Origin of the sequence: Vibrio cyclitrophicus (genome assembly GCF_024347435.1) — a bacterium.
Taxonomy (GTDB): Bacteria; Pseudomonadota; Gammaproteobacteria; order Enterobacterales; family Vibrionaceae; genus Vibrio; species Vibrio cyclitrophicus.
The window spans coordinates 420,489-433,948 of sequence record NZ_AP025481.1 but is presented as its reverse complement, the minus strand read 5'-3'; the positions used below and the strand labels follow the sequence as shown (position 1 = coordinate 433,948).

Sequence of the window (13,460 nt, the reverse complement as noted above, 5' to 3'; positions counted from 1 at the left end):
CATGATTGTCGGCGTCTACGCCATTGGTATGGATGAATGTGAGGTAGTAACTACTTCGCCATGGTACTCAAAAATTCGGCTTCGAATTCTTCATCGGCTTCTCGGGTTAGGCATTCCACCAGCCAGTTGATACTTTCATGATCTAGGTTACTGTTCACCACGAACGCTTGTTTCACACCAAACTCACCAAGCTTGGCTGAACCGTAGTTCTTGAACGATTTATTGCCGTGATAATGGAGTGATTTAACCGCTTCTGCGTTAGGTTCGGGTAATTCGTCCAGTGTGTTGGCAAGCTGAATCACCAACTCCATAGGATTCTTAGATGACGAGATACGATACAAAAATCCGCCCTCGACTTTCTGCCTAACCCAGTAATCAAAGCTGCTGCAATCCATCACCTTATCACTGACCAGTGCCGCTTCGCTGCAATAAGCACACGCTTCTAACATCACAGGTGTGTGTTTAAATTCTGGCTGTCCTGAATTGGAATCGGTGTTAGGTAAAATCAAGTCACACGGCTTGCTGTCTTTGGCCGTGGTGCCGTTCCAGTGAATCGGCATAAACACCTGCTCTTTACGCATCTCTTGGGTTAATACCAAGCGCGCTTGAGACTCACCTTGAGCGCTTTTCACTTTAACAACCTGGTTGGTTTGGTTTGTGCCCGTTTCCAATCCAAATTTCTTGGCGGTTTCAGGGTGAACAGCAATGAACGGCTCGGGAGTGTGGTCTCCAAGTGATGAGGCAAGCCCTGTTCGACTCATAGTGTGCCATTGATCACGCACTCGTCCGCTGTTCATAATAAGCGGATAGTCTGGTGACGACGTCGTTAATGGCAAAGCATGTTCAACCGCAACAAATTGGGCTTTTCCTGACTTAGTGAAAAACTCGCCATCAGTGAACATTCGTTTATTTACGATATCTTGCTGCAATTCTAGTACGGGCCATTGCTGGGGTTTTAGCTCGCTATAACCCTTATCGTCCAATTTGGTTAGACCAATTAAACACAGGTCTCGCGTTTTACCGTCAGTATTATCAAGACCCGTCATTTGACAGTATTCTTCAAATATCTGCCCTTCATGACGATAATCAAAGGCATGTTGATGACCCATTTTCTGCGCCACTTCTTTAATCATCCACCAATCAGGTTTAGCTTCACCCGGGCTTGGCAATATGCGGCGCTGCCTTGATATACGGCGCTCGGAGTTGGTCACGGTACCCGATTTTTCACTCCAACCTTGCGCAGGTAACACAACATCGGCCAAGCGTGTGGTTTCGGTATCGGCAATGCAATCTGACACAACCACAAATGGACAGTTTTCTAGCGCTGCTTTCACTCTCGCACTGTCTGGAAGGCTCACCACAGGGTTGGTCGCCATAATCCACACCGCTTTGATCTTGCCTTCAAGCATGTCGTCAAACAACTCGACTGCTTTCAAGCCGGGTTGGGTTGCTAAGTTATCGGTTTGCCAAAAATCACTCACCGTTTGGTGTGATTTCTCATCCCCAAACTCAAAGTGCGCCGCTAGCGTATTCGCTAAACCACCAACTTCGCGACCGCCCATTGCGTTGGGCTGACCTGTCACAGAGAAAGGCCCCATACCTGCTTGTCCGATTTTTCCGGTGGCTAAATGACAGTTGAGAATAGCGTTCACTTTGTCACAACCTTGGCTCGACTGATTCACGCCCTGAGAATAAATGGTGACGACTTTTTGTTTAGAAGCGAACGCGCGATAGAAGCGCTCAACCTCTTGTTCCGCTAACCCGGTCAGTTGGCTGACGCTTTGCTCTGAATTGATGCTTGAATCAGCGTGGTAAACATACTTCTTTGCTGACTTGATCGCTTGTTGGAAGCCTTCTGTATGTTTGCTTATATAGCCTTCATCAAGTGCATCATTATCCGCTAAGTATGAAAGTAACCCGTTAAACAAGGCCACGTCAGAGCCCGATTCAATCGCTAAATGTTGATCTGCTATTTCACATGTGTCGGTATAACGAGGATCTATGACGATCACTTGCAGTTTGGGATTCGCTTGCTTAGCTGCTCTTAACCTTTGAAAAAGAACCGGATGACACCATGCTAAGTTTGAGCCAGTAATCACGACCAAGTCGGTTTGCTCTAAATCTTCATAACAAATAGGAACCGTGTCGCTACCAAATGCACGTTTATGTCCAACAACGCTCGATGCCATGCAAAGCCTTGAGTTACTGTCAATGTTTCCGCTACCAATAAAGCCTTTCATCAGCTTATTAGCAACGTAATAGTCTTCTGTTAACAGTTGGCCAGAGACATAGAACGCAACTGAATCAGGACCAAACTCTTCAATGGTTTGGTTAAACCTATCAGCGACCAATTGAGTGGCGTCATCCCATACGAGTTCGTGTTTTTGTTGATTCTTAATATGAGTAGGCTGAGTAAGACGACCTAGAGGTGTTACGGTTTCACCTAGAGCAATACCTTTAGTACATAACTTTCCATAATTCGACGGGTGTTCTTTGTCACCACGTACTTCAAGCTTACCTAATGCAGTGGGCCTCGCTTCTATTCCGCATCCAACACCACAATAGGCACATGTCGATTTTATCCAGCCACTGTTTGAATCACTCATCCGTTTCTCGCTCAATTATCCAAAATTGCATTTATTTAACTAAAGCAAATAGCACGCCATTAAATCCAAGAATCAAACAAATAAGAAAAATCGATATGAAACAATAATTTAGCGGAATAAAAACAATAATAAACCAGTTACTAAGAACTGGTTGATATCAAAAACTTATTTTTTGCACCATCTTGCGGAAAGTTGCACCACAAACGTTCATTTCCATAAATTTAACAAAAAAATTACATACCACTTTAGGGGTAATTGCGTTCTACCTGGAATTTTTAATTTATTGAAAAATATAAATTTTATTTTATTTATTTTGCTAAATCACAATTTGGCACCCTCCTTGCTCTACTAAAAACCAAGAGTTAGAAAAACAATTTTTGTTTTCTTGATAATGATGAATTGAGTGGAATCTCAACCCGGTATTCATTTGTTAACCATTAGAAGTTAAACGCTATAAACGTTAACGCTATAAACAATGAAGCCGAGAATAAGGAATGGATTATGAGCAAGAAGAAGATCGTCGTCGTTGGTAACGGTATGGTTGGACACAAATTTATCGACAACATTTTACAATCAGAAAGTGATGATTTTGATGTAATTACTTTCAGCGAAGAACCTAGGTTAGCCTATGACCGAGTCCAGCTTACAGCTTACTTCAAACGTGGAAATGCCGAAGATTTGGCATTGACCAGCGAAGAGTATTACCAAAGCAATGGCGTCAACTACCTATTGAACGCAAAAGTCGCTCAACTAGACACTGACAATAAGTGCGTTGTGACAGAGTCGGGACATACCGAGAGTTATGACACATTAATTCTAGCGACGGGTTCATTTCCTTTTGTTCCTCCTATTCCCGGTAACGACCAAGAACATTGCCACGTTTATCGCACCATCGAAGACTTAGACGCTATTGAATTATCAAGCAAAAGCAGTAAATCGGGCGTGGTTATTGGTGGTGGCCTGCTTGGCTTAGAAGCCGCAAATGCAGTTAAAAACCTTGGTTTGGAAACCCATGTGGTGGAGTTCGCTCCTCGCCTGATGGCCGTACAGTTGGATGACGGTGGCGGTGCGCTTTTACGCCGTAAAATTGAAGACCTTGGTGTTCAGGTTCACACTGAGAAGGCAACCTCTGAGATAGTCGCGGGTGAGACTTCTCGCTACCGTATGAACTTCGCAGACGGCACCCATCTTGAAACCGATATGATTGTGTTTTCTGCGGGTATTCGTCCTCAAGATGCCCTAGCTCGTAGCTCTGATATTGCCATTGGTGAACGTGGCGGCATCGTGATTAACGATCATTGCCAAACCAACATTGACAATGTGTATGCGATTGGTGAATGTGCACTTTGGGACAACAAGATCTTCGGCTTAGTGGCTCCTGGCTATTCAATGGCGAAAGTCGCAGCAGCGCATATCATCTCTGATGGCGCGAGCGACGCTTCGTTTACTGGTGCCGACATGAGCACTAAGCTCAAACTGCTTGGTGTTGATGTCGCAAGTATAGGTGAAGTACACGGCCAAACAGAAGGTGCTCAATCGTATACTTATAACGACGAAATCGAGCAAGTTTACAAACGCCTTATCATCTCAGCTGATGGTAAAAAGATTGTTGGTGCAGTATTGGTGGGCGACGCAGAGGCTTACGGGTCACTACTGCAAATCAAACAAAATGATATGCCTCTTCCTGAAAACCCATCCGTGCTTATTCTGCCAAACCTCGCGGACAATTCTGGTTCAGCAATGGGTGTTGAAGCCCTGCCTGACAGCGCAGTGATTTGTTCGTGTTTTGATGTGACCAAAGGCGATATCAAAGACGCCGTATCTGCTGGATGCACCACCATGGCAGCATTAAAAGAAACAACCAATGCTTCAACAGGTTGTGGTGGTTGTTCTGCGCTTGCTAAACAAGTTTTAGACAGTGAACTAAGCAACCTTGGTGTGGAAGTCTCAAACGATATTTGTGAGCACTTTGCCTATTCTCGACAAGAACTTACCGACATTATCCGCGTCAACAAAATTAAGACATTCGATGAGCTATTGGATTCTCATGGCAATGGATTAGGCTGTACAGTTTGTAAGCCTGCAGTCGGTTCAATTTTGGCTTCTTACTGGAACGATTACATCCTAGAAGATCAGCATATTGAACTGCAAGACACCAACGATATCTACCTAGGCAACATGCAAAAAGACGGCACTTATTCAGTTGTGCCACGTATTGCAGGCGGTGAAATCACACCTGACAAATTGATCGTGCTTGGCGAAGTCGCGAAAGAGTTCGACCTTTACACCAAAATCACCGGTGGTCAGCGTGTCGATTTGTTTGGTGCGCAGCTTAACGAACTGCCTATCATTTGGAAAAAGCTGATTGATGCAGGTTTCGAAACAGGCCACGCCTACGGTAAGTCGGTTCGTACTGTTAAGTCGTGTGTGGGTAGCACTTGGTGCCGATACGGTATCGACGACAGCGTAGGCTTAGCGATTCGATTAGAGAACCGCTACAAAGGGCTACGCTCGCCACATAAAACCAAGTTTGCAGTTTCTGGCTGTACTCGTGAATGTGCAGAAGCGCAGTCGAAGGACTTCGGCATTATCGCGACCGACAAAGGTTGGAACCTCTACATCTGTGGTAACGGTGGTATGCGCCCTCGCCATGGTGACCTTTTTGCTACCGACCTTGATGAAAGCACCCTTCTGCAATACATAGACCGCATTCTAATGTTCTACACACGTACTGCAGATCGCCTGCAACGCACATCAGTATGGATGGAAAACCTTGAAGGCGGCATTGAATACCTCAAACAAGTCGTGATTGAAGACAAGCTCAATGTTGTTGAAGAACTTGAAGCCGACATCGCGCTCAACATCGAAAAATACCAGTGTGAATGGAAAACCACCATCGAAAACCCTGAAAAGATGAAGCGCTTCCAGCACTACATCAACAGCGAAGAGATGGACACTAGCCTTTCATTCATCAAAGAACGAGAGCAGCGCTTTCCTAAACCAAACATTAGCGCGTCTTTAGATTCGCAACGCGATGAAAAGCTAACCAAGGCTGACCAAATCGAAGTGACTGAAGTTTCATAAATATCAGTTTCATCAGCTTTATAAACAACAGTAGTCGTACCTCCAAAAAACAGTTGAGTAAGGTAAAGCATCTAACATAAAACGCTAAGAAGTGACTGGCATGCTCAGCAAGTCGCTCCCGCCGCTCAGCTATAAAGACAAGAAAGACGACTCAAATGACAAAGATTACAGCAGCTCGGAAACGAACTGCTTAGAAACGAAAAAATTAGAGAAATGATTAAAGACTCAATTTTAGACTAGGAGAAAGTCATGGAAAATTGGACAACCGTATGCAACACCAAGGACTTAACCCCAAACGGTGGTATTTGCGCCAAAGTAGACGATAACCAAGTGGCTATTTTTTACTGCAAACGCAGTGACACACTGTATGGGCTATCTAACTACGACCCTATCGGCAAAGCGAATGTGATGTCTCGTGGTATCATTGGCTCATTAAGCGGTGAACCGTATGTCGCGTCGCCCTTATACAAGCAGCATTACCACTTAGAAACTGGAGCATGTCTTGAACAACCAGAACTCAAGCTCATGAAATTTGAAGTTCGCAAGCAAGGTGAACATGTACAAGTTCTCGCACCGCTTGCTATCGCCAGTTAATAAACAGCCGACATCATCCTCAAAACGCTTTAAAGCGTGAGTAATTTCGGCATAAAGGTTTAGCACATTTAAGCGTTCGAATTTCGGAAGTAACGCACGTGCTCAAGCCAGGTAATTTTCCAGATTTAAAGGATTTAAACCATGGATAACACAAAATTTTCGCTGCTTTCATTTACGGGTAAGATGAAAACCTTACACCTAAGTTGGATGGCCTTTTTTATCACCTTTGTTGTATGGTTCAACTTTGCTCCCCTACTGCAAATGGTGAAAACCACGCTTGGTCTTTCTACTGAAGAGATCAAAACACTTCTGATCCTCAACGTTGCATTGACTATTCCAGCGCGTGTCGCGATTGGTATGTTAACCGATAGGTATGGCCCAAGGTTGGTCTACTCTTCACTACTGGCTGTCTGTTCAATTCCTTGTTTTATGTTTGCGATGGCAGACTCTTTCATTCAAGCGGCGATTGCACGTTTCCTATTAGGTTTCATTGGCGCAGGCTTCGTTGTTGGTATTCGCCTTGTATCTGAGTGGTTCCCACACAATGAACTGGGTACAGCAGAAGGTATTTACGGCGGTTGGGGTAACTTCGGTTCAGCAGCGGCAGCATTCACACTTCCCACATTAGCTCTAGCGTTTGGTGGTGAAGATGGCTGGCGTTATGCAGTCGGTATTACTGGCGCAATGAGCTTAGCGTTCTCGTTTATCTTCTACAAAAACGTAACAGACACACCAAAAGGCTCAACGTACTTCAAACCGGCTCAAGTAACAGCGATGGAAGTAACATCAAAGGGTGACTTTTTCTTCTTACTTATTATGAAGATCCCGATGTATGCCGCTCTTGCTCTACTAACATGGAAACTATCGCCAACCAACATCAACATGCTTTCTGATATGGCGGTTAACTCGGTTTACGTGGGTTTAGCCGCACTTTACGTATATGAAGTTTCACAAGTTTGGAAAGTGAACAAAAACGTATTTAAAGAAGAAGTACCAGAAATTCACCAGTACAAATTTAAGCAAGTAGCGGTACTGAACGTATTATATTTCGCGACGTTTGGTTCTGAGCTGGCTGTTGTTTCTATGTTGCCACTGTTCTTCTCTGAAACCTTTGAATTAACACCCGTTCTTGCAGGTATGGTTGCATCGGCTTATGCCTTTATGAACCTAATGTCTCGCCCAGGTGGTGGTTGGATTTCAGATAAATTCGGTCGTAAACCAACCCTGCTTATTCTAACGATTGGTCTTGCTGTAGGTTACTTCGCAATGGGTCAAGTAGACAGTACATGGCCTGTATGGCTAGCGGTTGTCGCAGCAATGGCGTGTTCTTTCTTCGTTCAAGCGGGTGAAGGTGCGGTATTTGCGACAGTTCCTCTAATCAAACGACGCATGACAGGTCAGATTGCAGGTATGACTGGTGCTTACGGTAACGTTGGTGCGGTAGTTTACCTAACAGTATTGTCTTTCGTGAGCTACCAAACGTTTTTCTTAGTGATTGCTGCAACAGCGGTACTTGGCTTTGTGACTCTATTGTTCATGGAAGAACCTAACGGTCAAATTGCTGAAGTTAACGACGATGGCAGTGTCACGCTTATCAATGTTTCGAGTTAGTCTGAGCACTAACGGTTAACGTAGATATTATCAAATCGGGAGGAGCACCTTAGCTGACATATTTATGCTTGAATCTTTAATGCTTAAATGTACTAACGCTTAAGTTTATTCAAGTTTCGATATATCAATGCTGGGTGCTTCGTTCAAAGGCTCTACGTTCACTAGGGCTTTTGTTCTTCCTAGGGGGTTCTGTCAAGGAAGCGGGAAGAAGAGCAGTTAAGAGAAGAACAGTTATGACAATTTCATTCAGCCAAGGGCAAGTCATCACACCGGAATCGAACAACCAACTAACGCTCAAGTTTGGTGGCTATTCGAATAAAGGCGTACGTGATGAAAACCAAGATGCAATCATTGTAAAACACCCCAAAACTCGCGCAGAGCAAGAGTTAAAAGGCAGTGTTGCTTGTATAGCGGATGGTGCAAGTTGCAGTGAACACGGTCAAAAAGCCAGCCATACCAGCGTGATGCAATTCATTGATGACTATTACTCAACCCCGCAGAGCTGGAGTATTCAGCGTTCAGCTCAAAAAGTCCTAACCTCGCTCAACTCTTGGCTTTTTAACACTTCAGTCTCAAATATCCACCCCACTCAACAAGTTAACCATAATGCGCTCGTTTCCACTTTTAGCAGCGTGATCCTAAAATCAAACACCGCCCATATATTCCATGTCGGCGACAGTCGTATTTATCTATTGAGAGATGGCGAATTACGTCAGCTTACTCGCGATCATACCCGCAAGAATATGGGACAGAAACACTACCTAACACGAGCTTTAGGTATGGATAACCAACTCAACGTTGATTACCAAACACTACCGATTAAAAAAAATGACTGCTTCATCCTTACATCAGATGGCGTGCATGAGTTTGTTTCCCCTAACACCTTCAAGGAACATATCGACAAACCCGGAGCGGATTTCGAATATGCAGCACAAACCATCTGTAACACCGCTTTAAGCCACAATAGCTCTGATAACGTAAGCTGCTTGATTGTGCAAGTCAGTCATCTACCTAAGCCTTCGCTCATTGAGTTCCATGAAAAGCTCGCTAAACGAGCCATCCCACCCGCTTTAAAGCTCGGGCAAAGCATCGACAACTATATGGTACTCGAAGTCCTATATGCAGGTTCAAGAAGCCATGTATACCGTGTCATGCACAAAGAGACACAAACCGAATTCGTCCTCAAGGTACCTTCGGTTCAGTATCACGACAGCCCAGCACAACTGAGCGCGTTTTTTAACGAGCAATGGGCAGGAATCCTACTGAACAACAAGAAAGTAATGAAGGTCTACCCGACGCCAGAACACTCGCAATTCCTATATCAAATTTGTGAATGGGTAGAAGGCATCACGCTGAGACAGTGGATGTACGACAATCCAAAACCTTCACTCAAACAAGTGCGCGATATACTCGATAAGATCACACAAGGTATCCGAGTGCTACAACGTGCAGATATGGTGCACAGAGACTTAAAACCTGAAAACATCATGATTCAACGTGATGGCGAGATTAAAATAATTGATCTTGGGGCTGTGTTGGTAAGAGGTATTGAAGAAGGAAGTAAATCAGAGCAAGACTCGGTACCATTGGGCGCTGTTAATTACATTGCACCGGAAACCATAAAGCACAATACCGCGACCACAAGTTCGGATCTATTCTCTATTGCAGTCATCGGGTATGAAATGCTCACAGGCGAACTGCCCTACTCTGAGATGTCTGCACAATCGCTCAAGCAATCTCGTCATCATCAATGGGAATACCAATCGCTGACACAAAAGCGTACTGACATACCAGCTTGGGTTGATTTGGTTTTACAAAAAGCGTGTGCCGAATCGCCAAGCGAACGCCATCAAGTGTTAGGGGACTTTGTGGCCGACCTTTACACACCTAACCAAAGCTTGGTAAAAAGCAAAGCCAAGCAACCTTTGATAAACCGAAACCCGATCCAGTTTTGGAAAGTTTTAGCCTTGTTGCTCGGCATTATTGCGATAGTAGAACTAGGTTTGTTGTTAAACCCAAGCTAGATACGTTTACGAATTAGCCTCGCCTAACTAAGCTTCTTGGCACTAATTCAATACCCGCTTGATAACGTTTAGCAGAAGCGTTCAAAGCCAGAGCAAAAGCACTATCCGCAATTACTTCAAACTGCTGCGGAAGTGAATGGACCTTAAAAGGCAAGAAATCGAGCAGTCGGTTATCACCAAAGGTCGCCAACTTCACTTGATTAACCAGTTCTGGCTTTTCGACCATTACATCAAGTACACCCTCTAACAAGGTGTATGACATGGTGACAATCGCATCGGGCACTGCGTCTTTTGCAATCCAACCTTCAAAAATTTCACGCCCAGATTCTCGGTCAAAGTGCTCGCCGTAACCCACAACGATAGGTTTGTTTTCTGACAGCCCGACTTGTTGACCATACGCTTTGTTTGCCGCTTCGAAACCCAACTGACGTTCACGTGAGATGTTCAGATCTGGCAATGCACCTATCAAACCAACACTCTCAATACTGTCATCAAGAATAGAATGCGTCAGCTCAAACGCAGCTTCAAAATCTTCACTGATCACACAAGCAAAATGCTCATCATCTAATGGACGATCAATCGCGATTACGGGGGTGCCTGAGTTTTGCAGCTTCAAGTAAAACTCATTAGCGTCTGGCATAGAGCTCGCCACCAGCAAGGCATCAATACGACGACTCACCAAAGCGTCAGCGACTTTACGTTCGGTTTCAGCATCATCATCTGAACAGCCGATCAGGATTTGATAGCCCACTTTACGTGAGTTCTGCTCTATCAATTTTGCTAAACGCGCGTAACTGCTGTTTTCAAGATCAGGAATAATCAAACCAAATGAACGACTATTACCAGCACGCAGCGACGAAGCAGCATGATCTGGACGGTAGTTGTACTCATCAACGACTGCCATCACTTTCTGCTGAGTCTTTTCGCTGATTCTGTATTTCTGCGCCTTGCCGTTGATCACATAGCTAGCAGTGGTTTTCGACACACCAGCTAGTTTGGCAATTTCATCAAGTGTCATATGGGTGACCTGTATTTTGTGCGTAGGATCATATAACCAATATTCTGATCCTTGGATTAGTTGAATTATATGCTGAATCGATTCAGTATAAAAGCTGAAAGGATTCAGCAAAATCTGAAAAGTGACTTCAATCATCCTTTTGAATGAATTGAGAGCCATTTGTCGTTAATAAGCTTTTCATTATTTACGAATCGCAACCGAAGCAAATTAACGACACGCAGCAAACTATTTTGAAAACCAAAATCGGCTTTGCTGAATTTTTTTACACTAAATGCTGAACCGATTCAGCCAGGGTAAAACAAAGAGCAAGCAAAGAGTAAAGTTCACTAATTCTTGCTCTAAACTGAATCGTAGCGAAACACAAATTCTCAAGCGATACGCTAAAGAGGCACCATGCTTAAATTATCAAAATCTGACATTACTCTAGGCCAAACTGCCGAAGACAAATTCAAAGCAATCCAAAACATTGCTGGCGACTTAACGGCGAAAGGCTTAGTTGAATCTGGCTACGTTGAAGGAATGCTGAACCGTGAAAACCAGAACTCTACGTTCCTAGGTAACGGCATCGCGATTCCTCACGGAACCACTGATACTCGTGGCCTAGTAAAAGAGACAGGCGTTGCGGTACACCACTTCCCTGAAGGTATTGATTGGGCAGATGGCAACCGTGTTTACGTTGCGATTGGTATTGCGGCTAAATCTGACGAGCACTTAGGCATTCTTAAGCAACTGACCAAAGTTCTCGCTGCAGACGGTGTCGAAGAGAAGTTAAAGCAAGCGAAATCAGAAGACGAAATCATCGCTCTACTGAACGGTGAAGTTCAACTTGAAGCCGATCTAGACGCTTCTTTAGTGCAGCTACTGTTCCCTGCAAGCGACATGATTCAAATGTCTGCAGTAGCGGGCGGCCTACTTAAGAATACAGGTTGTACGGACAACGCATTCGTTGCTGACCTCGTAACAAAAACACCGACTCACCTAGGCCAAGGCCTTTGGTTGTTGGGCAGCGACAAAGGCGTAACTCGCACTGGCGTATCATTCGTTTCAACGGCTAACCATTGTGAGTACGAAGGCACACCCGTTAAAGCATTGGTAGCGTTCGCCGCTTGTAACAGCGCTCACCAATCTATTTTAGCGAACCTAAGCAAAATGATTTTCGAAGGTAAACAGCAACAACTGTTGACTGCTGACATAGCACAAGTCATTGGCCTTCTAAGAGATGAAGCGGTTTCTACAGCGTCTCAAGACGATGACAACTGCGCGGTATTTAAAATCAAAAATGCTCACGGCTTACACGCTCGTCCGGGTGCAATGCTAGTCGCTGAAGCGAAGAAATTCGAGTCAACCATTCGCGTTTCAAACCTAGATGGTGACGGAAAAGAAGTGAATGCGAAGAGCTTGATGAAAGTGATCGCTCTTGGCGTTAAACACGGCCATCAGCTTCAGTTTGTTGCTGAAGGTGAAGATGCAGCACAAGCTCTTGAATCGATTGGTAAAGCTATCGCTTCAGGCCTTGGTGAAGGTTAAGGAATCGATATGTCTGATAAACAAATCAAAGCCGTTACCGTTACGCTAAACCCTGCTCTAGACCTGACTGGCACTATCGACGCACTTAACGTGGGTTCAGTCAGCCTAGTGAACAAAGGTTCTCTACATGCAGCAGGCAAAGGTGTAAACGTAGCAAAAGTACTTTCAGAGCTTGGCGCGAAGGTTACCGTAACTGGTTTCCTTGGTCGTAATAACGAAGAAGCATTCTGCCAACTGTTCGAACAGATGGGCGCAACTGACCGCTTCATCCGTGTCGACGGCGCGACTCGCATCAACGTGAAATTGGTAGAAAACTCAGGCCAAGTAAGCGACATCAACTTCCCAGGTGTTCCTGTTGATGCTGACGCTATCAAAGCGTTTGAAGAAACCTTGTTAGAGCTTGCTGAAACACACGATTACTTCGTGATTGCAGGCAGCTTGCCACAAGGCGTATCACCAGAGCTTTGCGCTTCTTGGGTACAACGCTTGCGTGACCTAGGTAAAAAGGTGCTGTTCGACAGCAGCCGTGACGCACTTAAAGCCGGTATCAATGCACAGCCTTGGTTAATTAAACCAAACGATGAAGAGCTTTCTCAGCTATTCAATGCAGAACTAACCACACGCGACCAATGCCAACACGCAGGCCAAGCCCTCAGTGAAAAAGGCATCGAGAACATCGTGGTGTCACTTGGCGCTGAAGGCGTGATGTGGCTAAACCAAGGTGAATGGCTACATGCTCAACCGCCGCGCATGCAAGTGGTAAGCACGGTTGGCGCAGGCGACACATTAGTCGCTGGCCTATGTTGGGGTCACATGCAACAGATGCCAAAACCAGAACTTATTAAATTCGCAACCGCCTTATCTGCTCTAGCAGTTTCACAGGTAGGCGTGGGCATTACCAGCCAACAAGAGCTGGATTCAGTACTACAAAATATCCAATTACAGTCGCTTAGTGCTCCAACTAACCAGTTAGACACAAGCAAATAGGACAAAAGG

The 13,460-nt window shown here is 44.8% G+C and carries 8 protein-coding genes; 6 read left to right on the top strand and 2 right to left on the bottom strand.

All coding sequences use genetic code 11. From position 1 onward, the window contains the following. Positions 1–50: 50 nt before the first annotated feature. The gene (locus OCW38_RS16940) at positions 51–2,606 is read right to left on the bottom strand and encodes a molybdopterin oxidoreductase family protein (protein ID WP_065612444.1); all 2,556 of its coding nucleotides are present in this window, start codon (positions 2,604–2,606) and stop codon (positions 51–53) included. A 501-nt stretch (positions 2,607–3,107) separates the two neighbouring features. Here OCW38_RS16940 and nirB point away from each other — a divergent pair. From nirB to OCW38_RS16920, 4 genes are all read left to right on the top strand, one after another. Continuing rightward, complete coding sequence (gene nirB, locus OCW38_RS16935) at positions 3,108–5,690, top strand: nitrite reductase large subunit NirB (protein ID WP_261896337.1); 2,583 nt, start codon at positions 3,108–3,110, stop codon at positions 5,688–5,690. 249 nt (positions 5,691–5,939) lie between these two features. Further along, a complete protein-coding gene (gene nirD / locus OCW38_RS16930) occupies positions 5,940–6,284 on the top strand; it encodes a nitrite reductase small subunit NirD (protein ID WP_010428996.1) in 345 nt (114 codons plus the stop codon). A gap of 141 nt (positions 6,285–6,425) precedes the next feature. Beyond that, positions 6,426–7,895: a NarK family nitrate/nitrite MFS transporter gene (locus OCW38_RS16925; protein WP_010428993.1), complete on the top strand. Its 1,470-nt coding sequence runs from the start codon at positions 6,426–6,428 to the stop codon at positions 7,893–7,895. A gap of 233 nt (positions 7,896–8,128) precedes the next feature. Beyond that, entirely contained in the window at positions 8,129–9,919 is a 1,791-nt protein-coding gene (locus OCW38_RS16920) for a bifunctional protein-serine/threonine kinase/phosphatase (protein ID WP_016769192.1), read from the top strand. Between the two features lie 13 nt (positions 9,920–9,932). Here OCW38_RS16920 and cra read toward each other — a convergent pair whose 3' ends face one another. Then, positions 9,933–10,937, bottom strand: a complete 1,005-nt coding sequence (gene cra, locus OCW38_RS16915; protein ID WP_016769191.1) for a catabolite repressor/activator — start codon at positions 10,935–10,937, stop codon at positions 9,933–9,935. Between the two features lie 393 nt (positions 10,938–11,330). On the opposite strand from cra, the gene fruB reads away from it, so the two are divergent. Further along, positions 11,331–12,464 (top strand): fused PTS fructose transporter subunit IIA/HPr protein, encoded by a 1,134-nt coding sequence (gene fruB / locus OCW38_RS16910; RefSeq protein WP_016769190.1) that lies wholly within the window; start codon positions 11,331–11,333, stop codon positions 12,462–12,464. 9 nt (positions 12,465–12,473) lie between these two features. Further along, a complete protein-coding gene (gene pfkB / locus OCW38_RS16905) occupies positions 12,474–13,451 on the top strand; it encodes a 1-phosphofructokinase (RefSeq protein ID WP_261896336.1) in 978 nt (325 codons plus the stop codon). Positions 13,452–13,460: the final 9 nt, after the last annotated feature.

Excerpts from the sequence above, each read along its gene's own strand:
- OCW38_RS16940 (WP_065612444.1), bottom strand. The coding sequence starts at position 2,606 with ATGAGTGATTCAAACAGTGGCTGGATAAAATCGACATGTGCCTATTGT.
- nirB (WP_261896337.1), top strand. The coding sequence starts at position 3,108 with ATGAGCAAGAAGAAGATCGTCGTCGTTGGTAACGGTATGGTTGGACAC.
- nirD (WP_010428996.1), top strand. The coding sequence starts at position 5,940 with ATGGAAAATTGGACAACCGTATGCAACACCAAGGACTTAACCCCAAAC.
- OCW38_RS16925 (WP_010428993.1), top strand. The coding sequence starts at position 6,426 with ATGGATAACACAAAATTTTCGCTGCTTTCATTTACGGGTAAGATGAAA.
- OCW38_RS16920 (WP_016769192.1), top strand. The coding sequence starts at position 8,129 with ATGACAATTTCATTCAGCCAAGGGCAAGTCATCACACCGGAATCGAAC.
- cra (WP_016769191.1), bottom strand. The coding sequence starts at position 10,937 with ATGACACTTGATGAAATTGCCAAACTAGCTGGTGTGTCGAAAACCACT.
- fruB (WP_016769190.1), top strand. The coding sequence starts at position 11,331 with ATGCTTAAATTATCAAAATCTGACATTACTCTAGGCCAAACTGCCGAA.
- pfkB (WP_261896336.1), top strand. The coding sequence starts at position 12,474 with ATGTCTGATAAACAAATCAAAGCCGTTACCGTTACGCTAAACCCTGCT.